Origin of the sequence: Pseudoxanthomonas sp. SORGH_AS_0997, assembly GCF_031453535.1 — a bacterium.
Classification (GTDB): domain Bacteria; phylum Pseudomonadota; class Gammaproteobacteria; order Xanthomonadales; family Xanthomonadaceae; genus Pseudoxanthomonas_A; species Pseudoxanthomonas_A winnipegensis.
In genome coordinates this window covers 1663292-1686856 of record NZ_JAVIZI010000001.1, presented here as the reverse complement: position 1 = coordinate 1686856, position 23565 = coordinate 1663292, and the positions used below count along the sequence as shown (strand labels likewise).

Here is a 23565-nt window from a genome sequence, read left to right as displayed (position 1 = left end):
TCTGCACGAAAGTCCCTGGATCCCCGCGTTCGCGGGGATGACGGATGTTGGGTTTGCGGCACGGGGCGATCGCCGAATCGGCGAAGGCGGGTGTCTTACGTTGTGATGCCGCACGTGTCATGCCGCGCGTTGGCAAACTCTCTTTATCGTCGTTCCCGCGAAAGCGGGAACCCATGGACGTCGCGCGATCTGCACGAAAGTCCCTGGATCCCCGCGTTCGCGGGGATGACGAGCGTCGGATTTGCGAAGCGAACGCGGCCGCCGCTTCGGCAACAAGCCCCGCCTACGGCTCGTGCCGCACGCAATAGCCGTAGCGCTGCGGGTCCATGTCCACGCCCGAGGCGCTGGCCTGGTTGCTGGCCTTCCAGATGTTGGGCTTGAAGGTCGCGCTGGTGCAGTTGGCCGACTTGTCCACGCCGATGGTGTAGGTGAACGGGTCCTTGTCGAAGTGGTTGGCGTCGAAGACGTTGTTCTGGCTGACGCTGTTGTCCCAGCACTGGGTGCTGCCATCGGCGTTGCGGAAGCGGATCGCGCAGGTCAGGAACACGCCCGCGCCGTGGTTGCCGCTGAAGGTATTGCCGGCGAACAGGTTGCCCGAGGAATTGGACAGATACGCGCCCTGGCTGCCGTTGTTCGACAGCACGTTGTCGCGGATCTGGCTGTCGCGCAGCTCCTCGGCGGTGATCCCGGCGGCGACGTTGTCATGCACGCGGTTGTCGGTCATGGTGACCTTGGAGGTGCTGTTGAAGGACACCCCGTCCCAGACCGCGCCGGAGACGTCGTTGTGGTCCAGGGTGATGTCGCGACTGCCCTGTTCGGTCAGCAGGCAGGCGCTGCGGCACTGGCTGGCATGCAGGCCGGTCAGGCGCACGTCTTGGCCGTTGCGCACCACCACCGCGCTGTTGCTCAAGTAGGGACGCTCGGGCATGAACTCGTGCTCGACGTCCTTGGCGCCGATCAGGCTCAGGTCGGCGATGGTGACGCCGGTGATCGGGCGGCGCGGCACCTGCTGTTGATAGTCGCCGACGACCAGCAGGGGCTGTTGCACGTCGGGCGCCATGCGCAGGACGGTGGTCGGGCCGGCGCCGCGCAGGGTGAGGTGGTCGCGCTGGATCGAGACCAGGCCCTTGAGCGGATACTCGCCCGCGGCCAGGCACAGCGTCACCGGCGCGTCGCCGGCCGGCAGCGCGTCGATGGCCTGCTGCAGGTTGTCGCCGGGCTTGGCGCGCGCCGTGCAGCTGGACGGTTCATCGGCCAGCGCGGGCAGGGCGAGCGCGCCCAATAGCGCAGCCGCGGTCAGTCGCAATGGGGTCGAGCGATGGATCTTCATGGGGGAGAAGGCAAGGGGATCGACCTTCAAGAGCCTAAGGATCGCCGCTGAACGCCCGGCAGGCGACGCTTCACCGGGCTGTCCCGGCGGTCAGCATGGTCGAAGCCATGTGTGTGCGACGGCCCTTCTCCGACGGCTTTTGCGTATGCATGGTGTGCACGGCACGCACACGCGGTCTTGGCATCGGTCTGGCCATGATCCGCCCCGACAGTCACGAGGCGGCGCGGCAACCCGGACAGCGCGCCGTCTGCAATCGAGAGGACTCGACCGGATGGGCAAGCGCCTGCGAGTACTGATGGTGGACGACAACGCCGAACTGCTGCGCGTGGTGCAGGACGGGCTGTCGATGTACCAGGTGGACGTGGTGACGGCCGGCAGCGCCGGCGAGGCGCTGGACCTGCTGATCCGCGACGGCGGCTTCGATGTGGTGATGAGCGACGTGCTGATGCCGCTGGGCATGTCCGGCGTGCAGCTGGTGGAGATGGTGGCACGCGAGTATCCGCAGATCGCGGTGGTGCTGACCTCGGGCTATCCGCAGGCCAGCCTGCCGGAGATGCCGCGCGGCGTGCGCTTTTTGCCCAAGCCCTATCAGTTCAGCGGCCTGATGGCGGCGCTGAACGAGGAAGTCAGCCTGCACTGAGCACGCGTCAGCGCGCCGGGACCAGTTGCAGCGTGTGCTGCGCCGGACCGGGCAGGAACGGCGTGGCCCGCCCCTGGACCCAGTCGGCATGGCCTGAGCCCCAGAAGGGCGAGAGCGGGTGGCCGCTCTGCCCGCCGGGCATGTGCACGAGGCCGTCGCCCTCGTGGCCCGGCGAGACCACCATGCGCTCGGACGCGCCGAAGGCCGGCGCCTGGACGCGCGGCATGTCCCCGGCGCCGGGCAGGCGGTCCGGCGGCATGCACAGCCAGGACTTGAAGCGCGCGGGCAGCGCCGCCGCCAGCGGGTGACAGATCGCCGCCGTGTTCTGCTCGCCCCAGGTGCGCTTGGCCAGCGGACCGATGGCGGTCAGTTCGCGGCGGGTCTCGTCGGCGGCGTCCTCCAGCAGACGCGACCAGCCGGCGGTGTCCTCGCAGGCGGCCCCGCGCTGGTCCGCCGCGCAGGCGAACCGGCGCGGCAGCAGGTGCGCGGGTCGCTGCTCCAGCAGCGGCCAGACCACGCCTTCCAGCTGCGGGAACAGTGCGGCTGGCGGCCGATCCAAGGCTACGCCGGCCGGCGCCACCAGCCCCTCGGCAATGCGGTCCTGCACGGCCAGGCGCCAGCGCCGCACCAGGCGGAAGCTGACCGAATCCGCGCTCGCCCGGCCGTCCCAATGGCCGGCCGCCTTGGCCAGCGCCGCCAGCGCCGACGCCGGCGGCGCGCCCTGGGCTTCGCGCTGCAGCAGCGCCCACCAGCGCTGCAGGAACACGGCGCGGTCGTCCAGCTGCACGGCCAGCAGGCTGCGCTCGTCGGCGCGCTCGAGCCGCTGCAGGTCGTTGCGGATCTGCCGCGCGCGGGCGCCGAGCACATAGCCGCCATCGCCCAGCACGGCCAGCAGCGGACCGTCGGCGACGCGATTGTTGGCCGTCCACAGCCGGCCATCGGCCGGGTCGGCGAGCGGCTCGACCAGCTGGGTGGAGATCGGCCAGGCCGGGCAGGGCGCGGCGGGCCGGCCCAGCGCATCGAACGCGGCCGAGGCGCTGGGCAGCACCAGGGCGCTCGCCTCGCAGCCGGGCGTGCGCTGCGGCAGCGGCCCGAGCAGGCGCCAGGCGATGCGACCCTTGGCGTCGGCGAGCAGCAGATTCTGCGCGGGCACGGCGACGTGCCCGGCTATGCGCAGCGCGTCGTCCAGATCGCCGGCGCGGGCGAAGTCGTCCAGGCCCAGGTTGAGCGCGCCGGGCAGGTGCCCGACCCAGCGCAGCGCCAGCGCCTGGCCGCCGGGCAGGTCCTCGACCAGCGGACCGTAGGCGCTCTGGCGCACTTCGAGGGTCTGCGACGCGGCGCCGGCCACGGCGAGCGTCTCGCGGTACACGCGCACCGGCGCGCAGCCCGGCGCGGGCGTGGCGGCGCAGGGCGTGATGCGGAACAGGTCGGCGGTGTCGGCGAAGCCGTTGGTGAAGCCCCAGGCCACGTGCGTGTTGCTGCCCACGATCACCGCCGGCAGCCCCGGCAGGCTGAAGCCGGTCACGTCCACGCGGCCGCCCGGCGCGCGCGGGTCGGCGTAGCGCAGGCGCACGCGGAACCAGAGGTTGGGCGCGCGCAGGGCCAGGTGCATGTCGTCGGCGACGATGGCGCGGCCATCGGCGGTGTGGGCCGCGGCCACGGCGAAGTTGTTGCTGCCTGGGGCCAGCGCTTCGCCGCCGGCGCCGGCCGATGCGGCTGCCGGCAGGGTGCGCAGGTCGACGACATCGGCGCCGGGCAGCACCGCATCCTCGCGCGGCGTGCCCTGCAGGGGCGCGTCCCAGTGGCTGCCGTCGTGGTCGAGCAGGGCGAACAGGGCCGGCGGCAGGCGCTGCTGCAGCTTCCACAGCGACAGGGCGCGGGCGTCGTCGGCGTCCTGCAGGTCGAAGTACATCGCATCGCCGGTGAGCACGGCATCGGCCGCGGTCCACGGCAGCGGCCGCTGGCGCAGCAGCAGGTAGGGCCAGGGCCGCACGTGCAGCGCGGCCAGGCCGGTGTTGACCCCGGCGGTGTAGGCGTCCAGTTCGGCGCGATGGTCGCCGGCGAAGGCGTCCAGCCCGGCCTCGGCGCGGGCGCGCATGCGGTGCAGGCGATGGCGCCGGTCCAGCGGCAGGGCGCGGGCGCCGAACAGCGCGGCCAGCTCGCCGGCCGAGGTCCGGCGCATCAGGTCCATCTCGAAATAGCGCTCCTGCGCGTGGACGTAGCCGAGCGCGCGTGCCGCATCGGCCGGGTTGCCGGCCTCGATGGTCACCGTGCCCAGCGCGTCGCGGCTGATGCTCACCTGGCCCGACAGGCCGGCGATCTGGCGCTGTCCGTCCAGCGTGGCCAGGCTGCCGCGCAGCAATAGCCAGGCGACCAGCGCCAGCAGCAGGCACAGCACCAGCAGGGACAGCAGGACACGACGCAGCCAGCGGATCATTCGGGGCGGTTCCGGCCAGCAGGGGGAGGCTGGCCCGCGCACAGCATGCCCGGATTGTGTGAAGCCGGGACGGCATCGGCGCGGGCTGCGAGTGAAAGTGATTCCGTTTAAGACATCGTCCGCGCCGATGCGCGACCATGGCGGCCGTTCCAGTCACGAGGTTCTGCCATGAAAGGCCATCCCGAGGTCATCGCCTGCCTGATCGACCTGCTGCGCGGCGAGCTTGCCGCCCGCGATCAGTACTTCCTGCATTCGCGCCGCTACGAGGACCAGGGCCTGCAGCGGCTGTACGAGCGCATCGGCCACGAGATGGAGGAGGAGACCGAGCACGCCGACGCGATCCTGCGCCGCATCCTGTTCCTGGAGGGCGACCCGGACATGCGCCCGCATCCGTTCACCCCCGGCAAGACCGTGGTGGAGATGCTCGAGGCCGACCTGCGGACCGAGTACAAGGTGCGCGCCGACCTGGCCGCCGGCATGAAGCTGTGCGAGGAGAAGGGCGACTACGTCAGCCGCGACATGCTGCTGGCGCAGCTGCGCGATACCGAGGAAGACCACGCCTGGTGGCTGGAGCAGCAGCTGGGCCTGATCAAGCGCATCGGCCTGGCGCTGTACCAGACCTCCAAGATCGGCGACGGCAGCGCGACCGCGCAGCACTGAAGGCCGCGCCTAGGGTCACAACGCAAGACGCCGGGCAGTGCCCGGCGTCTTCGTTTGCGTCGATCGTGCGGCGCGCGCCGCGGTGCTCAGGCCGCCTCGTAGGCGCCGTAGCCGCGCAGGCGCTCGTAGCGGCGCTGCAGCAGGATGTCCACCGGCACGTCGACCAGGGCGTCCAGTTCGCCCAGCAGCACGGCCTTCAGGCGCGTGGCCATGGCGCGCGGGTTGCGGTGGGCGCCGCCGGTGGGTTCGCGCACGACCTTGTCCACCAGGCCCAGCTCGCGCAGGCGCCTGGCGGTCAGGCCCAGCTGCTCGGCCGCGTCCTTGGCCTTGCCCGCGTCCTTCCACAGGATCGAGGCGCAGCCTTCCGGGGTGATGACCGAATAGGTGCTGTACTCGAGCATGATCGTGCGATCGCCCACGCCGATGGCCAGCGCGCCGCCCGAGCCGCCTTCGCCGATCACCGTGCACACGATCGGCACCTTCAGCTCGGCCATCTCCATCAGATTGCGGGCGATGGCCTCGGACTGGCCGCGCTCCTCGGCGTCGATGCCGGGCCAGGCGCCGGCGGTGTCGATCAGGGTGAGGACCGGCAGGCCGAAGCGTTCGGCCATCTTCATCAGGCGCAGCGCCTTGCGATACCCCTCCGGCTTGGGCATGCCGAAGTTGCGCATGATCTTTTCCTTGGTGGCGCGGCCCTTCTGGTGGCCGATCAGCATCACCGGGCGCCCGTCGATGCGGGCCAGGCCACCGACGATGGCCTTGTCGTCGGCGAAGGCGCGATCGCCGGCCAGTTCCTGGAACTCGTCGCAGAACACCTTGATGTAGTCCAGCGTGTAGGGCCGGGCCGGATGGCGCGAGAGCTGGCTGACCTGCCACGGGGTCAGGTCGCGGAAGATCTGCGCGGTGCGCGTGCGCAGCTTGGTCTGCAGGGCGCGCACTTCGGCATCGACATTGACCGCCGGACCGGCGCTGGCGCTGCGCAGCTCCTGGATCTTGGCTTCCAGATCGGCGATGGGCTGTTCGAAATCGAGGTAGTTGGGATTCATCGGCAAGCGGTGAGCCGTAAAGCGGGGGAGTTTAGCCGATGCGGGCACAAGGCCCCGTACCGGGGGGTGTGGTGCGGCGCGCGGCCTAGTGCGCCCAGGGGCGGTGGCCGACGGCCATCTTCACGGTGCGCACGCCGGGCAGCTCGCGCAGGGTGCCCATCAGGTCGGCATCGACGCTCACCGACTGGCTGCCGTTGATCTCGACCATGCCGGCCACCCCGCCCGGCAGCAGCAGGTCCAGGCGCAGCGAGGTACGCCCGGGGCGATGCTGATCGAGCAGGGCCTCGATGCGCTGCAGCACGCCGGGCACGCGCAGGTCCAGGCGCACCGACAGCTTCTGCGTGGCCTGGACCAGCTGGGCGTAGTCCCAGACCTGGCGCAGGCGCAGGCTGTAGCCGCCGTTGAACTCGTCCTCGCGCAGCTCGCCCTTGACCACCAGGATGCGATCGCGGGTCAGCAGCTGGCCGAACTCGGCCATCGCATCGGAGAACGCGCTGCACTCCAGCCGGCCGCGACCGTCCTCCAGGGTGATGAAGCTCTGGCTGTCGCCCTTCTGCCGCACGGCGACCACCTTGCCGGCCAGCACCGCGACCACGCCGGGGCGCCACTTGCGCTCGCCGCCGCCACCGCCGCCGGACTGGCTGGACCAGATCGTGTCCAGGCTGCCCAGGTCGTTGCCGACCAGGGCGCGCAGATCCTCGCGGTAGGGGTCCATCGGATGGCCGGACAGGTAGAAGCCCAGCGTGTCGCGCTCGGCCGCCAGCTTGTGCGCCAGCGGCGCTTCGTCGCATTCGGGCAGCTCGATGTGGATGTCGTCGCCGCCGGCGCTGGAGCCGAACATGTCCACGATGCCGGCGTTGCGGTTGCGCGCCAGCTGGTCGATGGCCTTCATCACCTCGGGCACCTGCAGCATCAGCGAGGCGCGGTTCTTGCCCAGCTCGTCCAGCGCGCCGGCGTTGATCATCGCCTCCAGCGTGCGGCGGTTCAGGCGCGCGGCCTCGGTGCGCTTGCAGAAATCCAGCAGGTCGCGGTACGGGCCGCCGCGCTGGCGCTCGGCCACGATCGCCTCGCACGCGCCCTGGCCCACGCCCTTGATCGCACCCAGACCGTAGCGGATGGTGGTCGCATCGGTGGCCACGAACATGAAGTCCGAGTGGTTCACCTCCGGCGGCAGGATCTCCAGCGACAGGCCGCGCGCGTCGGCCAGGAAGCCCACCACCTTGTCGGTGTTGTCCATGTCCGAGGACAGCGTGGCGGCCATGAACTCGGCCGGGTAGTGCCGTTTGAGCCAGGCGGTCTGGTAGCTGACCAGCGCATAGGCCGCCGCGTGCGACTTGTTGAAGCCGTAGCCGGCGAACTTCTCCATCAAGTCGAAGATCTCGTCGGCCTTGGCCTGATCCACGCCGCCCTTGGCGGCGCCCTCGCGGAAGATCTCGCGGTGCTTGGCCATCTCGGCCGGCACCTTCTTGCCCATCGCGCGGCGCAGCAGGTCGGCGCCGCCCAGCGAGTAGCCGCCGACGATCTGCGCCATCTGCATGACCTGCTCCTGGTACACCATGATCCCGTAGGTGTCCTGCAGCATGTCCACCGTGCGCGGATCGGGGTACTCGAACTCCTGCTGGCCGTGCTTGCGCGCGATGAAGTCCGGGATCAGGTCCATCGGGCCGGGGCGGTACAGCGACACCAGCGCGATCAGGTCCTCGAAGCGGTCCGGCCGGGCATCCTTGAGCATGCGCCGCATGCCCGAGGACTCGAACTGGAACACCGCGCCGGTGTTGGCCGCGGCGAAGATGTCGCGGTAGGTGGGCACGTCGTCCAGCGGCAGCGCGGCGATGTCCACCGGCTCGATCCCGGCGCGCGCGTGGCGCGCGTTGATCGCCTTGACCGCCCAGTCGATGATGGTCAGCGTGCGCAGGCCGAGGAAGTCGAACTTCACCAGGCCCACGGCTTCCACGTCGTTCTTGTCGAACTGGGTGACCGGGTTCTTGCCGCGCGTGCCCTCGTCGTGTTCGGCGAACAGCGGGCTGAAATCGCTCAGCGGCGAGGGCGCGATGACCACGCCGCCGGCGTGCTTGCCGGCGTTGCGGGTGAGGTCTTCGAGCTGGCGCGCCAGATCGATCAGGTCGCGTACGTCGTCTTCGCTGCCGTAGCGCTGGATCAGCTCGGCCGAGGCCATCTCGCTGTCCTTGCCTTCGCCCATCGCGTCCTTGAGCGTGATGCCCAGGATGTTGGGAATCAGCTTGGCCACGCCGTCGACGAAGCCGTACGGGAAACCCAGCACCCGCCCGCAGTCGCGCACCACCGCCTTGGCCGCCATGGTGCCGTAGGTGATGATCTGGCTGACGCGGTCGCGGCCGTACTTGCGCGCGACGTAGTCGATCACCTCATCGCGCCGGTCCATGCAGAAGTCGATGTCGAAGTCGGGCATCGACACGCGTTCGGGGTTGAGGAAGCGCTCGAACAGCAGGTTGTACGGCAGCGGATCCAGATCGGTGATCTGCAGCGCCCAGGCCACCAGCGAACCGGCGCCCGAACCGCGACCCGGGCCGATCGGGATGCCCTGGTTCTTGCCCCACTGGATGAAGTCGGCCACGATCAGGAAGTAGCCGGGGAAGCCCATCTTGATGATGGTGTCCAGCTCGAATTCGAGCCGGTCCACGTAGTCCTGGCGCGTCTTGCCCGGCGCCAGCGGATTCTTCTCCAGGCGCGCGTCCAGGCCGCGGCGCGACTCGCTGCGGATCCAGCTGTCCAGCGTCTCCTCGTCCGGCACCGGGTAGGCCGGCAGGAAGTAGGTGCCGAGCTTGAGCTCGATGTTGCAGCGCTGCGCCAGCGCCCAGGTGTTGTCGATCGCGTCGGGCACGTCGGCGAACAGCTCGGCCATCTGCTCGGCGGACTTGAGGTACTGCTCGCGGCTGTACTCGCGCGGGCGCTTGGGATCGTCCAGCACGCGCCCGGAGGCGATGCACACGCGCGCCTCGTGCGCGTCGAAGCCCTCGGGCGTGAGGAAGCGCACGTCGTTGCTGGCGATCACCGGCAGCCCGCGCGCGGCGGCCGCGTGCAGGGCGAAGGCGTTGAACGCCTCCTCGCCCTCGCGCTGGGTGCGGGTCAGCTCCAGGTGCAGGCTGTCGTCGAAGGCGCGCTGCCAGTCGGCGATGTGCTGCTCGGCCAGGTCGTGGCGGCCGCTGGCGGCCAGGCGCCCGGCCTGGCTGTTGCGGCCGATGATGCCGAACAGGCCCGAGGTGTCCTCGCGCAGCCAGGCCGGATCGATCGCCACCCCGTCGGTGCGATGGCCCTCCAGCCAGGCGCGCGTGAGCAGGCGCGACAGGGTCAGGTAGCCGCCGTGGTCGCGGCACAGCAGGGTGATCGGCCACGGGGTGCCGTCTTCCTCGATCACGCTGACGTCGGCGCCGGCGATGGCCTTCATGCCGACCTTTTCGCAGGCGTTGTAGAACTTCACCAGCGCGAACAGGTTGTTGCGGTCGGTCACCGCCAGCGCCGGGGCCTGCAGTTCGACCGCGCGGCTGACCAGGTTGGGCCGCTTGGCCTTGGACGGCAGGCCCTCGTCCGGTTTCTCGGGCACGCGGATGGTCGAATCCGCCAGCGAGAATTCGGTGTGCAGGTGCAGGTGGATGAAGCGGGAAGACATCGGGGTCAGTGTACGCAAGCCGGCCTGCGCGGGGCAGGCTTGACAGGCCCGCGGGTCGGCGCGGGCCGACCTCTACGCGTTCAGGCCCAGAGGCCTAGAACAGCGCGACCTGTCCCAGCCCGGCCCGGCGCGCGGCGGCCTCGCGCACCGGCGCGAAACTGTGACGGTGCTGCGGGCAAGGGCCGTGCGCGTCGAGCGCGGCCAGGTGCGCGGGCGTGCCATAGCCCTTGTGCACGGCGAACCCGTACTCGGGATGGGTCTGGTGCAGGACGCGCATCATCCGGTCGCGGGTGACCTTGGCCAGGATCGAGGCGGCCATGATCGCCCGGTCGCGGCCGTCGCCGCCGATCAGCGCATGGCCGGGGCAGGGCAGGCCGGCAGGCACGCGGTTGCCGTCGATATGGGCCACGCCGGCCACGTGCGCCACCGCTTCCACCGCCAGGCGCATGCCGAGCATCGTGGCCTGGTAGATGTTGAGCCGGTCGATGTCGGGCACCTCCAGCACCACCACGTGCCAGGCCAGCGCACGCTCGGTGATGCGGCCGTAGAACAGCTCGCGCTTGGCGGCGGTGAGCTGCTTGGAGTCGTCCAGCCCATTGATGCGCGGCCGCGCCGGGTCGAACACCACCGCCGCCACCGTCAGCGGCCCGGCCAGCGGCCCGCGCCCGGCCTCGTCGACGCCGGCGACGAGCATCCGGGACTCGGGACCGGGGACCGGGGACCCGTGGACGGGCGCTAGCGGATCGATCGCGCTCATGCCTGCTGCTCCGGGTCCCGGGTCCCGGGTCCCCGGTCTCGGAGGAGTTCATCCACCGCATCCGCCGCGCGCGCCGAGGCATCCTGACGCAGCAGGGCGTGCAGCTCCAGATAGCGCCCCTGCAGCGCGGCGACCGCCTCGGGATGCGCGAACCACGCCAGCACGGCTGCGGCCAGCCGCTCGGGCGTGCAGTCTTCCTGCATCAGCTCGGGCGCGAGGTCCTCACCGGCCAGGATGTTGGGCAGGGCGAAGCGCTTGACCTTCAGCAGGCGCAGCCTGCGCGCCAGCCAGGCCGAGGCCGGGGCGACCTTGTAGCCCACCACCATCGCGCGCTTGGCCAGCATCGCCTCCAGCGTGGCCGTGCCCGAGGCCAGCAGCACTACGTCGCTGGCGACCATGGCTTCGCGCGCCTGGCCATCGAGCAGGCGCGGACGCGGCGAGGGGAAGGGCGTGGCGGCCAGCAGCGGCTCCAGCACGGCGTGCACGGCCGGGTTGGCGGCCGGAATCAGCACCTGCAGGCCAGGCACCTGCTCGGCCACGCGCAGGGCGGCATCGATGAAGTCCTGCGCCAGGCGGCCGACCTCGCCCATGCGGCTGCCGGGCAGCACCGCCAGCACCGGCCGCGTGCCTAGGCCCAGCGCCGCGCGCGCGGCCTCGCGATCGAGCTGCAGCGGCAGCGCGTCGGCCATGGGATGGCCGACATAGCGCGCATCCACGCCATGGCGCGCGTAGATGTCCGGCTCCATCGGGAACAGGCACAGCACCAGGTCGGCACTGCGGCCGATCCGGTCGGCGCGCTTCTCGCGCCAGGCCCAGACCGAGGGGCTGACGTAATGCACGGTGGGCACGCCGCGCTGCTTGAGCCAGCGCTCCATGCCCAGATTGAAGTCCGGCGCATCGATGCCGATGAACACGTCCGGCTGCCAGTCCAGCAGCTGCTGGCGCAGCGACTTGCGCAGGCGCAGCAGGCGCGGCAGATGGCGCAGGACCTCGGTCAGGCCCATCACCGCCAGTTCGCTGGCGTCGAACCACGCATCCAGCCCGGCCGCGCGCATGCCCGGACCGCCGATGCCGGCGAAGCGGGCCTCGGGATGGCGCTGGCGCAGCTGTGCGATCAATCCGGCGCCGAGCGCATCGCCGGAGGCCTCGCCGGCCACCAGCGCGATGCGTGGCGCGCGTGCGCCCTGAGGACCTGCCATCAGCTCGGCCAGGGTGCGCGAGGAGCCGGCCGTCGTAGGCATCAGGCGTGCACCGCTCAACGCACCAGGCGGCGCTCGCCGTGGGCGATGAAGTCGAGCATGGCCTGCACATCGCTGCTGTCCTTGGCCTGTTCGGCCAGCTGCGCCTGGGCCTCGGCCAGCGGCAGGCCGGCCACGTACAGCGTGCGGTAGGCGCGCTTGATCGCGGCGATGCGCTCGGCATCGAAGCCGCGGCGCTTGAGGCCTTCGCTGTTGATGCCGCGCGGGCGGCCATGATCGTCGGCGGCGAACATGGTGAACGGGGCGACATCGCCGCCGACCAGTGCGCCCATGCCGATGAAGGCGTGCGCGCCGACGCGACAGAACTGATGCGCGCCGGAGAAGCCGCTGAAGATCACCCAGTCCTCGACCGTCACATGCCCGGCCAGGGTGGTGTTGTTGGAGAACACGCAGTGGTTGCCGACGTGGCAGTCGTGCGCCACGTGGGTATAGGCCAGCATCCAGTTGTCATTGCCGATGCGGGTGACGGTGGTGCCGGTGACGGTGCCGCGGTTGAGCGTGACGAACTCGCGGAACACGTTGCGGTCGCCGATCACCAGCTCGGTGCGCTCGCCGGCGAACTTCTTGTCCTGCGGCGGCCCGCCCGCGGCGACATGGCCGACGAAATGGTTCTCGCGGCCGATGCGGGTCGGGCCGGTGATCGAGCAGTGCGGGCCGACGGTGCTGCCATCGCCCACTTCCACATCGGCGCCGATCAGGCTGAACGCGCCGATCTGCACGCCGACGCCGAGCCTGGCGCCCGGGTCGACCACGGCCGAAGGGTGGATCAGGGTCTGCGCCATCGGCTCAATCTCCCTTGCCCTTGTCGACCTCGGCGCACAGCATCTCGGCGCAGGCGACCTGCTTGCCGTCCACGCGCGCGATGCCTTCGTACACGGCCATGTTGCGGATCTTGCGCTTGATGGTGACCTCCATCTCCAGGCGATCGCCCGGGACCACCGGCGCGCTGAACTTCACGTTCTCCACCTTGACCAGGTAGAACAGCTTGCACGCGGCGGCCTCGCCGTTGGCGATCTGGGTGATCAGGCCGCCGGCCTGGGCCAGCGCCTCGATGATCAGCACGCCCGGCATCACCGAGCGCTCGGGGAAGTGCCCCATGAAGAACGGCTCGTTGAAGGTGACGTTCTTGTAGGCCTTGATGCGCGTGTCCGGCTCGAGTTCGGTCACCCGGTCCACCAGCAGGAACGGATAGCGATGCGGCAGCAGGCGCTGGATGGTTTCGATGGTGAGCGGCAGTTCCAGGTTCATCGTCATGGTGCTTCTTGGGTGTCCTTGCCGGAGGGAATCCGGCGGGCGAGCGCATCGAGCTGGCGGAAACGCGCCGCGTTCTTGCGCCAGGTGCGGACATCGGTGATGGGAAGGGAAGAGGCGTAGGTGCCCGGCTCGGTCACGGGACCTGCGACCATGGACATGGCCAGCACGGTGACCTTGTCGCCGATCTCCAGGTGGCCGGCCACGCCGACCTTGCCGGCCAGCATGCAGTACTGGCCGATCTTCGCGCTCCCTGCGATACCCACCTGCGCGGCCATGGCGGTGTGCGCGCCGACCTGCACGTTGTGGGCGATCTGGATGAGGTTGTCCACCCGCACATCCTCGGCCAGCACGGTGTCTTCCAGCGCGCCGCGATCGATGCAGGTGTTGGCGCCGATCTCGCAATCGTCGCCGATCACCACGCCGCCCAGCTGCGGCACGTTGAGCCAGCGCCCGGCCTCCATCGCCAAGCCGAAGCCCTGCGCGCCGAGCACGGCGCCGGGATGCACGCGCACGCGCCGACCCAGGCGCACGCGCACCACCAGGGTGACGCGGGCGACGAGCTCGCAGCCTTCTTCCAGGCTGCAGTCCTCGCCGATCACGCAACCCGGGCCGACGATGCAGCGCTCGCCGACCACGCTGTTGGCGCCGATGTAGACATGCGCGCCGATGCTGGCGCTGGCGGCGATGCGCGCGGAAGGCTCGATCACCGCGCTGGGATGGATGCCCGGCGCGCGCGGATAGGTCGGCTCGAACAGCTCGGACACCTTGGCGAAGGCCGCATGCGGATCCTTGGCCACCAGCGCCACGCCGCGCACGCCCTCGACGTGATCGCGGCCGACGATCACCACCGAGGCCTGCGTGGAGGCCAGCAGGTCGGCGTAGCGCGGATTGGCCAGGAAGGCCAGCTGCCCGGGCTGCGCGCCGGCGAGCGTCGCCACGCCGGTCACGACGGTGTCGCCATCGCCATGCAGTTCCAGGCCGAAGCGCTCGGCCAGGGCGCCAGCCGTCTGGGAAGAAGGAGTGGTCATCGGCGGCATTTTACCCCGGACCCGCACCGCACAAGCGAAGGCCCGGTCGAGCCGGGCCTTTGCCTGTGCCAGCGAGGGTCGACGCGTGGCGCTTAGAACGAGCCGCCGAAGGTGAACTGCAGGCGCTCGATCTCATCGCCCGGCTGGGTCTTGAGCGGGAAGGCGTAGCTGATCGAGATCGGGCCCACCGGCGCGCGCCACAGCAGCGCCACGCCCGTGGAGGCGCGCAGGTCGTTGGCGTGGAAGTTGTCGTAGCCGTTGAACACGTTGCCCACGTCGATGAAGGCCGAGATGCGCGCGGCGTTGGAATCGAACAGCTTCGGGAACAGCATCTCGATCTGGCCGATCGTCTTGAGCGAACCACCCAGCGGCTGGCCGCGGTTGTAGTAGGCGGTCGGTTCCGAACGCGGGCCCAGGGTGTTGTCCTCGAAGCCGCGCACCGAGCGCACGCCGCCGGCGTAGAAGTTCTCGTAGAACGGCAGGCCGGTGGCGGTGAAGGTCTGGGCGACCGCGCCGGCCGTGCCGCATGCCACGGCGACGTCGGTGGCGGGGTCTTTGCAGATCACGCGCGAGGTGTCGCTGCCGTAGCTGTTGCCGTAACCGATCTCACCACCGGTGCGCAGCACGAAGGCCGGGCTGAGCGGCCAGTACTTGGAGAACTCGTAGTTGAGCTTGTAGTACTCCACGGTCGAGCCGGGCAGGGTGATTTCCGCCGAGACGCGCTGGTAGGTGCCGCGGGTGGGCATCCAGTAGTCGTTGCGCGTGTCGCGCGCCCAGCCGACCTGGGTGCGCCAGGCGTGGAAGGTGCGGCTGCCCAGCGCCTTGACGTAGTCGACGATGGCCTGCGGGGTGTAGTTGTCGTAGGTGCTGACCTGGGTCGAGTCGACGCCGAACATGACCGAGATGCTGTCGCTCTCGCTCAGCGGGATGCCCAGGATCGTCTGCGCGGCGACGTTGCGCGAGGAGTACGCGGCGGTGTTGTAGTCCGAGTAGTCCAGGTCGCTGTAGGACAGGTTGTAGCCCAGCGACACGCCGTCGTCGGTGAAGTACGGGTTGGTGAAGGAGAACGAGTAGCGGCTCAGGTAGTCGCTGCGCGAGGCCTCGACCGACACGCGGTTGCCGCCGCCCAGGAAGTTGTTCTGCGACAGCTGCACCGAGGTGGTGATGCCGGACAGCTGTGAATAGCCCAGGCCGAACACGAAGCTGCCCGAGGTGGTTTCCTTGACGTTGTAGATCACGTCCACCTGATCGCGCGTGCCCGGCACCGGCTGGGTCTGCACGTCCACGGTCTCGAAGTAGCCCAGGCGCTGCAGGCGGATCTTGGAACGGTCGATCGCCGCCTGCGAGTACCAGGCGCCCTCGAACTGGCGCATCTCGCGGCGCAGCACCTCGTCGGCGGTGCGGCTGTTGCCCTTGAACTCGATGCGGCGCACGTTGACGCGCGGGCCCGGCACGACCTGGAAGTTGATGCCGACCGTGCGCTTGTCGCGGTCGATGGTCGGGATCGGATTGACCTGGGCGAAGGCGTAGCCGATGTTGCCCAGCGTGGCGGTGATGCCGTCGGAGGTCATCTCCAGCAGGCGGCGCGAGAAGATCTGGCCCTTGCGCACCAGTACCATCTTCTCCACGCGCTCCTGCGGCAGGATCGTGTCGCCGCTGACCTTGACGTCCGAGACGGTGTACTGCTCGCCCTCGGTCACCCCGCCGGTGATGAACATGTCCTTCTTGTCCGGGCTGATCGCGACCTGGGTCGAATCCAGGCTGAAATCCACGTAGCCGCGGTCCAGGTACCAGGAGTTGAGCTTCTCGATGTCGCCGGAGAGCTTTTCCTTGGAGTACTGGTCGTCGCGCTTGTACCAGGACAGCCAGTTGTGCTCCTGCGACTCCCAGCCCTCGCGGATGTCTTCCTGCGGGAACTTCTCGGTGCCGATCAGGTTGATGTGGCGGATCTTGGCCGCCTTGCCTTCCTTGATCGCGATGGTCACGTCCACGCGGTTGCGGTCCAGCGGGCTGACCGTCGGGGTGATCTGGACGTTGTACTTGCCGCGGTTGTTGTACTGGCGCACCAGCTCCTGGGTGACGCGGTCCAGCGCCAGGCGGTCGAAGGTGCCGCCCTCGGACAGGCCGATGTCGTTCAGGCCCTTGGTCAGGTCCTCGGTCTTGATGTCCTTGTTGCCGGTCAGCGTCAGCTTGTTGATCGCCGGACGCTCCTTCAGCGTCACCACCAGGATCGAGCCCTGGCGCGAGAGCTGCACGTTCTCAAAGAAGCCGGTCTTGTACAGCGCGCGGATCGCCTCGCCGATCTTGGCCTGGGTCACCGTGTCGCCGCGCTCGATCGGCAGGTAGGTCAGCACCGTGCCGCTGGAGATGCGCTGCACCCCGTCCACGCGGATGTCGCTGGCCACGAAGTCCGAGGCCGAGGCCGGGGCGGCCGGCTGCGTGCCGAAGGCCGGCGCGGACGGCTGCTGCTGCGAGCCGAACGGCGGCACCGTGCCGGTCGACTGGGCCCAGGCCGGTGCCGCGATGGCCGAAGCCAGGGCAAGGGCGAGCAGGCGGCGGGTCGGGAGTCGCGTCATCATCACATCCGTCGAAAAACTGGTTTTGGAGTGACCCCGTGCGGGGCCGGGCCGCGACGCGGCCATGGAAGAGGTAGTGGAGGGCATCAGATCACCGGGCGCAGGATATCGTTGTACAGCGCCAGCCCCATCAGGCCAGCCAGGAAGGCCAGGCCCACGAACTGGCCCGCAGCCATGGCCCGCTCGCTGAGCGGGCTGCCCTTGACCAACTCGATAAGGTAATACAGCAGGTGTCCGCCGTCCAAGACCGGGATCGGCAGCAGGTTGACGATGGCCAGGCTCAGCGAGAGCAGGGCCAGGAACTGCAGGAACCAGGTCAGGCCGCGTTCGGCCGAGGCATTGGCCACCTTGGCGATGGTGATCGGCCCGGAAACGCCCTGCAGCGAGGCGTGGCCGGTCACCATGCGCCGGATCATGCCCAGCGAATCGGAGGCCAGCTGCCAGGTCTGGCGCAGGGCGGCGGGAATCGCCTGCAGCGGCCCGTAGCGCTGCAGCGCGTCGTAGGCCGGGGCGGTGTCGCGGCCCAGGGAGATGCCCAGACCCCAGTAATGCGCGCCGCTGGCCGGGTCGGTCATCTGCCGCGGCCGCAGCGGCAGGGCCAGGCGGCTGCCCTCGCGTTCGACCTCGACCATGACCTCGCCGCCACGCGCGCCCAGGGTCTGCACCAGCGGGCGCAGGTCGGCGGCCTGCTGCACCGGCTCGCCGTCGATGGCGGTGATCAGGTCGCCGACCTGCAGCACGCCGGCGGCGGGCGAATCGGCCGCGACCGCGCGCACCTGCGCCGGATCGACCAGGAACTGCCAGCGCAGGCCCAGCGTCCCGGCCACGTCCTGCTCGTTGAAGCCGGCCGGCACGCGCGAGGTGTAGACCGTGCGTTCCAGCGTGTTGCCCGCCGCGTCCTCGACCCGGGCGCGCGCGTCGCGCCCGTCCATCGCCGCGCCGGTCAGCTCGATCGTGGCCTCGGTCGCGGTCGGGGTGCTGCGCCCGTCCACGTCCAGGATGCGGTCGCCCGGGCGCAGGCCGGACTGCTGGGCGATGCCGGCCACGTGGCCGACCACCGGGGCGAAATCCTCCTTGCCGATCACGAACATGGCCCACAGCAGGGCCACGCACAGGATCAGGTTGGCGATCGGCCCGGCCGCGACGATGGCGATGCGCTGGCCGACCGGCTTGCGGTTGAAGGCCTCGTGCAGGCGCTCGGCGGGCACGTCGGCCTCGCGCTCGTCCAGCATCTTGACGTAGCCGCCCAGCGGGATCGGGGCGATGGCGAACTCGGTGCCGTGGCGGTCGCGGCGCGACCACAGCGGCTTGCCGAAGCCCACCGAGAAGCGCAGCACGCCCACGCCGCAACGGCGCGCGACCCAGTAATGGCCGAATTCATGGAAGGTGACCAGCACGCCGAGTGCGACGATCAGCCACCAGATGGAGCCTGCGATATCACTCATGCGGAAACGGCGTGGCCTGTGGTGCGGTGGATCCAGTCCTGGCTGAAGCGCCGCGCGAGGCCATCGGCCGCCAGCAGCGCTTCCAGCGTCTCGGCCGAGGCATGCGCATGGGCGGCGAGGGCATCCTCGACCAATGCAGGGATCGCTAGGAAACCGATCCGGCCCTGAAGAAAGGCTGAAACGGCCGATTCGTTGGCCGCGTTGAGCACCGCCGGTGCCGCGCCGCCGGCCGCCAGGGCCTCCCAGGCCAGCCGCAGGCAGGGGAAGGCCTCCATGTCCGGCGCCTCGAAGTCCAGCCGACCGTGGCGCAGCAGGTCCAGCCCGCCCACGCCCGATTCCAGGCGCTGCGGCCAGCCCAGGCCGACCGACAGGGCGGTGCGCATGTCCGGCAGGCCAAGCTGGGCCAGGGTCGAGCCGTCGATGAAGTCCACCAGCGAATGCACCAGGCTCTGCGGGTGCACCAGCACGTCCAGCCGCTCGCGGCCGACGTCGAACAGGTGCGCGGCCTCGATCAGCTCCAGGCCCTTGTTCATCAGCGTGGCCGAATCGACCGAGATCTTCGGCCCCATCGACCACTTGGGATGGGCCACGGCCTGGGCCACGGTGACCGTCTCCAGCGAGGCGCGGCTGCGCCCGCGGAACGGCCCGCCCGAGGCGGTCAGGATGATCCGGCGCACCTGCGCCCCGGCCTGGCGCGAGCCCAGGCACTGGAAGATGGCATTGTGTTCGCTGTCGATCGGCACGATGTCCGCGCCCGAGGCCTGCGCCGCGGCGATCACCAGGGCGCCGGCCAGCACCAGTGATTCCTTGTTGGCCAGCAGCAGGCGCTTGCCGGCGCGTGCGGCGGCCAGGGTGGAGGACAGCCCGGCGGCCCCAACGATGGCGGCCACGACCGTGTCGCAGGCCTGGCCGGCCACCAGCGCGTCCAGCGCCGCCTCGCCGGCATGCGCCTGGATGGCGGACAGGCCGGCGTTGGCCAGCGCGTCGCGCAGCTCGGCGTAGCGGGCCGGATCGGCGATCACGGCATGGTCGGGACGGTGGCTGCGGCACAGCGCGACCAGCGCCGGGACATTGCTGCCGGCGGCCAGCACGGTCGCGCGTAGCTGGTCCGGGTGCCGGGCGATCACGTCCAGCGCGGAACTGCCGATCGAGCCGGTGGCGCCGAGCACGGCGACGCGACGCGAGAAGGGAACAGGCGTATCCATCGGCTTAGAACCCCAGCAGCTCGCGGCCGATCAGGAACACCGGCAGCGCGGCGATCACGCCGTCGATGCGGTCCAGCACGCCGCCGTGGCCGGGGATCAGGTGGCCGGAATCCTTGGCCCCGACATGCCGCTTGAGCAGGCTCTCGAACAGGTCGCCGGCCACCGAGAACAGCACGGTCACCACGCACACCAGGGCCAGCGCCGGCATCTGCGCCAGCGACACGCCCGCCAGCCAGCCGCCGAGCAGGCCGATGACCACGCCGCCGATCAGCCCGCCGGCCAGGCCCTCGATGGTCTTGTTGGGGCTGATGCGCGGGGCCAGCTTGTGCTTGCCGAAGGCGCGCCCGGCGAAGTACGCGCCGCTGTCGGCGGCCCAGACCAGCGCCAGGGCGGTCAGCAGCCACAGATGGCCGCTCATGCCGGCCTTCGGGTCGAAGCTGTTGGAGTGGATCAGGCACAGCGCGCACCAGGCCGGCACCACCGCCAGCGTGCCGGCGGCCAGCTTGAACAGCCGCGCCCAGGTCTGGTGGTCCGAGGCGAAGGCGTAGAAGCGCAGCCACACCAGCGCCAGCACCCACCAGACCACGCCGACCAGCGACACCAGCTGGAACAGCGCCGGCGACAGCCCGCTCGGCGCGCGGCTGGCCCAGGTCAGCAGCACCATCAGCGCCAGGTTGAGCAGGACCAGCACGGTGCGCGCCAGGGTGTCGTCCACCTCGGCCAGCTTCAGCCATTCCCACAGGCCGATCAGGAACAGCGCGGCGGCCAGCGCGGCCAGCCACGGCGTGGGCAGCAGCACGATGGCGGCGATCGCCAGCGGCGCCATCACCAGCGCGGCGATCACGCGGACGCGGGTCATGCGCTGGCTCCCTGCGTGGCGACCTGCTCACCGGTCAGGCCGAAGCGGCGCTCGCGCTGGGCGAAATCGTCCAGCGCGGCCTGCAGCACGCCGGCATCCAGGTCGGGCCACAGGGTCTCGGTGAACCACAGTTCGGTGTAGGCCAGCTGCCACAGCAGGAAGTTGCTGATGCGGTGGTCGCCGCCGGTGCGGATGAACAGGTCCGGCGGCGGCAGGTCGGCCAGCGCCACGCGCGCATCCAGGCTGGCCTCGTCGATGTCTTCCGGCCTCAGCCGGCCGGCCGCGACCTCCACGGCCAGGGCGCGCGCCGCGTCGGTCAGATCCTGGCGGCCGCCGTAGCTGGCGGCGATCGCCAGGGTCAGCGCGGTGTTGGCGGCGGTCTGCGCCTCGGCCGCGGCCATGCGCGCCACGATCGCCGGGGTGAACCGCGCGCGCTGGCCGATGAAGCGGATGCGCACGCCGCGGCGGTGCAGCTCATCGACCTCGCGCTCCAGCGCGCCCATGAACAGCTTCATCAGCGCGCTCACCTCCTCGGCCGGGCGGCCCCAGTTCTCGCTGGAGAAGGCGAACAGGGTCAGCGCCTCGATGCCGCGCTCCAGGCAGAAGTCGATGCACAGGTTGACCGCGCGCGCGCCGGCGCGGTGGCCGATCATGCGCGGGCGATGGCGGCGCTGCGCCCAGCGGCCGTTGCCATCCATGATGATGGCCAGGTGGCGCGGCTGGGCGCGGGGCAGGGCGGGCGGCATGGCGGTCATGAGGGCGGTGTGACCCGCTCAGACGGCCATCAGTTCCTGTTCCTTGGCCTTGACCACCTCGTCGACGTCCTTGATCGCCTTGTCGGTGAGCTTCTGGATCTCGTCCTCGCTGCGGCGCACCTCGTCCTCGGTGATCTGCTTGTCCTTGAGCAGGTCCTTGACCTGCTGGTTGGCGTCGCGGCGCACGTTGCGGATGGCGACCTTGGTGTCCTCGCCCTCGCTGTGCACGACCTTGGACAGGTCGCGGCGGCGCTCCTCGGTCAGGGCCGGGATGTTGATGCGGATGACCGTGCCGGCGGTGTTGGGCGTCAGGCCCAGGTCGGAGGCCAAGATGGCCTTCTCCACCGCCGAGACCATCTGCTTCTCCCACGGGGTGATGGTCAGCGAGCGCGCATCGGCCACCGACACGGTAGCCACCTGCGACAGCGGCATGTCCGAGCCGTAGTAGTTGACCTTCAGATGATCGACCAGGGCCGGGGTGGCGCGACCGGTGCGCAGCTTGGTCAGGGCCTGGCGCAGCGACTCGACGCTCTTGTTCATGCGCGCCTGCGCGTCGTTCTTGATGTCGTTCAGCATCGTCGGGTCCTGGGATTCGTCAAACCCGGGATTATAGGTCAAAGCCGGCACTGGCCGGACTTGGGCTCAGTGGTGATGCGGCGCCGATGCCGCTTCGCCGCCTGCGGGACGGCAGGGCTGCTGGCAGGCCTGGCCGCGTTCGAGCTGCAAGGTGGCGTGGCCGATGCCGAAGCGCTCGGCCAGCGCGCTGGCGGTGGCCTCGATGAAGGCGTCCTCGTCCTGCGCCTCGGGCCGCACCACGTGCGCGGTCAGCGCGGTCTGGCCCGCGCCCAGCGGCCAGATATGCAGGTGGTGCACCGCGGTAACGCCGGGACGCGAGGCCAGGAAGGCCTCCACGGCGGCTTGGTCGATGTGCCCGGGCACCGCGTCCATGGCCGCGGCGAAGCTCTCGCGCAGCAGGCCGTAGGTGCCGATCGCGATCACCACACTGATGACCAGGGCGGTGGTCGGGTCCAGCCATTCCCAGCCCAGCCACCACATGCCCAGGCCCGCCAGGACCGCGGCCAGCGACACCGCCGCATCGGCCATCAGGTGCAGCACCGCGCCGCGGCGGTTGAGGTCGCCGCCGCCGTGGCTGTGGCCATGCCCGCTGTGCAGCAGCCAGCCCGCGCCCAGGTTGACGGCGATGCCGATCGCGGCCACCACCATCACCGGGATGGCGGGGATCGAGGGCGGCTCGCTGAAGCGGCGGATCGCCTCCCAGGCCAGGCCGCCGGAGAACACCATCAGCACGATCGCGTTGGCCAGCGGCGCCAGCAGGGTGGCCTTGCCCCAGCCGTAGGTGTGGCTGGCGGTGGGCTGGCGGCGCGCCATGGCCGCCGCCGCCCAGGCCAGGGCCAGGCCGAGGACATCGCCGAGGTTGTGCAGCGCATCGCTCAGCAGCGCCAGCGAATTGGTGTGGAAACCGTAGCCGGCCTCCAGCGCGGTATAGGCCAGGTTGACCAGCATCGCCACCGCGTAGCCGCGGGTGCCGCTGTCGTGGTCGTGCGCGCCAACGGCGGCGGCGCCGTGCGCGTGGCCACTTGTGGCCCGGTGCGCGTGGGCATGGTCATGACCGGCGTGGTCGTGGCCGTGATCTGCGTGATCGTGGGAGTGGGAGTGCGCCATGGGGCGGCAGGGTGAGGCCGGCGGGGCGCGGACACAATTACAGGATCACGGAGTAACCGCGCAAGAGCAGAGGAGTACGCGTAAAGGAGTGGAGTGAGGAGTGAGCAAAGGCGGCGGGCTTTCGACTCCCACTCACTCCTCTGCGCTACTCATCTCCACTCGCCTCAGCCCCGGCCTTCCACCAGCGTGCCGATGTTCTCGCCGCGCAGGATGTTCATCAGGTTGCCCGGCACCGACAGGTCGTAGATGCGCAGCGGCACGGCGCTGTCGCGGCACAGGGCGAAGGCAGCGGTATCCATCACCTCCAGGCCGCGGCGGATCACCTCGTCGTAGGTCAGCGTGTCGAAACGCTTGGCGTCGGGGAACTTGCGCGGGTCCTTGTCGTAGACGCCGTCGACCTTGGTCGCCTTGAGCAGCAGGTCGGCCTCGATCTCGATCGCGCGCAGCGCCGCGCCCGAGTCGGTGGTGAAGAAGGGGTTGCCGGTGCCGGCGGCGAAGATCGCGATGCGGCCCTTTTCCAGGTGGCGTACGGCGCGGCGGCGGATGTAGTCCTCGCACACGTCGTTGATCTTCAGCGCGCTCATCACGCGCACCTTGGCGCCGAGCTTTTCCAGCGCGTCCTGCATGGCCAGCGCGTTGATGACCGTGGCCAGCATGCCCATCTGGTCGCCGGTGACCCGGTCCATGCCGCCGGCGGCCAGGCCGGCGCCGCGGAAGATGTTGCCGCCGCCGATCACCAGCGCGACCTCGGCACCGGCGTCGCGCGCCTCGATGATCTCGCGGGCGATGCGGCCGATCACCTTTGGATCGATGCCGTAGTCCTCAGATCCCATCAGCGCCTCCCCGGAGAGTTTCAGCAGGATGCGGCGATAGGCGAGGGGCGCGGTCATCGGGGGGAAACCTTGGCTTGGACAAACGTCGGCCAGTCTAGCCGACGTCGGCCGGTGCGAGAAGCGAGGCGTGCGTGGAGAGCAGCGAGCGGGAG

19 protein-coding genes are annotated in these 23565 nt (G+C 70.3%); 2 read left to right on the top strand and 17 right to left on the bottom strand.

Translation table 11 applies throughout. From position 1 onward, the window contains the following. Positions 1–283: 283 nt before the first annotated feature. Positions 284–1330 carry a right-handed parallel beta-helix repeat-containing protein gene (locus tag QE438_RS07520; RefSeq protein WP_306991392.1) on the bottom strand — a complete coding sequence of 349 codons (1047 nt, stop codon included), beginning with the start codon at positions 1328–1330 and terminating at the stop codon, positions 284–286. A 271-nt stretch (positions 1331–1601) separates the two neighbouring features. On the opposite strand from QE438_RS07520, the gene QE438_RS07515 reads away from it, so the two are divergent. Further along, positions 1602–1970 carry a response regulator gene (locus QE438_RS07515; protein WP_165394527.1) on the top strand — a complete coding sequence of 123 codons (369 nt, stop codon included), beginning with the start codon at positions 1602–1604 and terminating at the stop codon, positions 1968–1970. A gap of 7 nt (positions 1971–1977) precedes the next feature. Here the strand turns inward: QE438_RS07515 and QE438_RS07510 are convergent, their stop codons facing one another. Then, positions 1978–4407 carry a penicillin acylase family protein gene (locus QE438_RS07510; protein WP_306991396.1) on the bottom strand — a complete coding sequence of 810 codons (2430 nt, stop codon included), beginning with the start codon at positions 4405–4407 and terminating at the stop codon, positions 1978–1980. 168 nt (positions 4408–4575) lie between these two features. Here QE438_RS07510 and bfr point away from each other — a divergent pair, with 168 nt between their 5' ends. Continuing rightward, positions 4576–5067: a bacterioferritin gene (bfr, locus tag QE438_RS07505; RefSeq protein WP_306991398.1), complete on the top strand. Its 492-nt coding sequence runs from the start codon at positions 4576–4578 to the stop codon at positions 5065–5067. An 86-nt stretch (positions 5068–5153) separates the two neighbouring features. On the opposite strand, the gene QE438_RS07500 is transcribed toward bfr, so the two are convergent. The 15 genes from QE438_RS07500 to pyrH form a co-directional block, all read right to left on the bottom strand. After that, positions 5154–6113 carry an acetyl-CoA carboxylase carboxyltransferase subunit alpha gene (locus tag QE438_RS07500; RefSeq protein ID WP_306991400.1) on the bottom strand — a complete coding sequence of 320 codons (960 nt, stop codon included), beginning with the start codon at positions 6111–6113 and terminating at the stop codon, positions 5154–5156. 85 nt (positions 6114–6198) lie between these two features. Then, positions 6199–9759: a DNA polymerase III subunit alpha gene (gene dnaE / locus QE438_RS07495; protein WP_130521350.1), complete on the bottom strand. Its 3561-nt coding sequence runs from the start codon at positions 9757–9759 to the stop codon at positions 6199–6201. 94 nt (positions 9760–9853) lie between these two features. After that, positions 9854–10516 carry a ribonuclease HII gene (locus tag QE438_RS07490; protein WP_306991403.1) on the bottom strand — a complete coding sequence of 221 codons (663 nt, stop codon included), beginning with the start codon at positions 10514–10516 and terminating at the stop codon, positions 9854–9856. After that, the gene (gene lpxB, locus QE438_RS07485; protein WP_306991405.1) at positions 10513–11757 is read right to left on the bottom strand and encodes a lipid-A-disaccharide synthase; all 1245 of its coding nucleotides are present in this window, start codon (positions 11755–11757) and stop codon (positions 10513–10515) included. The genes QE438_RS07490 and lpxB overlap by 4 nt, the downstream gene beginning before the upstream one ends. 14 nt (positions 11758–11771) lie before the next feature. Next, positions 11772–12557 (bottom strand): acyl-ACP--UDP-N-acetylglucosamine O-acyltransferase, encoded by a 786-nt coding sequence (gene lpxA, locus QE438_RS07480; RefSeq protein ID WP_306991407.1) that lies wholly within the window; start codon positions 12555–12557, stop codon positions 11772–11774. Between the two features lie 4 nt (positions 12558–12561). Then, positions 12562–13029, bottom strand: coding sequence for a 3-hydroxyacyl-ACP dehydratase FabZ (gene fabZ / locus QE438_RS07475; protein ID WP_130521358.1), 468 nt, complete (start codon positions 13027–13029; stop codon positions 12562–12564). After that, positions 13026–14057, bottom strand: a complete 1032-nt coding sequence (gene lpxD / locus QE438_RS07470) for a UDP-3-O-(3-hydroxymyristoyl)glucosamine N-acyltransferase (protein WP_130531677.1) — start codon at positions 14055–14057, stop codon at positions 13026–13028. The genes fabZ and lpxD overlap by 4 nt, the downstream gene beginning before the upstream one ends. A gap of 92 nt (positions 14058–14149) precedes the next feature. Beyond that, the gene (gene bamA / locus QE438_RS07465; RefSeq protein ID WP_130531676.1) at positions 14150–16633 is read right to left on the bottom strand and encodes an outer membrane protein assembly factor BamA; all 2484 of its coding nucleotides are present in this window, start codon (positions 16631–16633) and stop codon (positions 14150–14152) included. 86 nt (positions 16634–16719) lie between these two features. Beyond that, the gene (gene rseP / locus QE438_RS07460) at positions 16720–18078 is read right to left on the bottom strand and encodes an RIP metalloprotease RseP (protein WP_306991413.1); all 1359 of its coding nucleotides are present in this window, start codon (positions 18076–18078) and stop codon (positions 16720–16722) included. Continuing rightward, entirely contained in the window at positions 18075–19283 is a 1209-nt protein-coding gene (locus tag QE438_RS07455; protein ID WP_306991416.1) for a 1-deoxy-D-xylulose-5-phosphate reductoisomerase, read from the bottom strand. The genes rseP and QE438_RS07455 overlap by 4 nt, the downstream gene beginning before the upstream one ends. Positions 19284–19287: 4 nt before the next feature. Beyond that, on the bottom strand, positions 19288–20142 hold the full coding sequence (locus QE438_RS07450) for a phosphatidate cytidylyltransferase (RefSeq protein WP_306991418.1): 855 nt from the start codon (positions 20140–20142) through the stop codon (positions 19288–19290). Next, positions 20139–20897 (bottom strand): polyprenyl diphosphate synthase, encoded by a 759-nt coding sequence (gene uppS / locus QE438_RS07445; RefSeq protein WP_307183973.1) that lies wholly within the window; start codon positions 20895–20897, stop codon positions 20139–20141. Before uppS ends, QE438_RS07450 begins: the two co-directional genes overlap by 4 nt. Before the next feature lie 18 nt (positions 20898–20915). After that, positions 20916–21473, bottom strand: a complete 558-nt coding sequence (gene frr / locus QE438_RS07440; RefSeq protein WP_130522880.1) for a ribosome recycling factor — start codon at positions 21471–21473, stop codon at positions 20916–20918. 66 nt (positions 21474–21539) lie between these two features. Beyond that, complete coding sequence (locus QE438_RS07435; protein ID WP_306991419.1) at positions 21540–22580, bottom strand: cation diffusion facilitator family transporter; 1041 nt, start codon at positions 22578–22580, stop codon at positions 21540–21542. Positions 22581–22744: 164 nt separating this feature from the next. Continuing rightward, a complete protein-coding gene (gene pyrH, locus QE438_RS07430) occupies positions 22745–23470 on the bottom strand; it encodes a UMP kinase (protein WP_130521376.1) in 726 nt (241 codons plus the stop codon). Between the last annotated feature and the right edge of the window lie 95 nt (positions 23471–23565).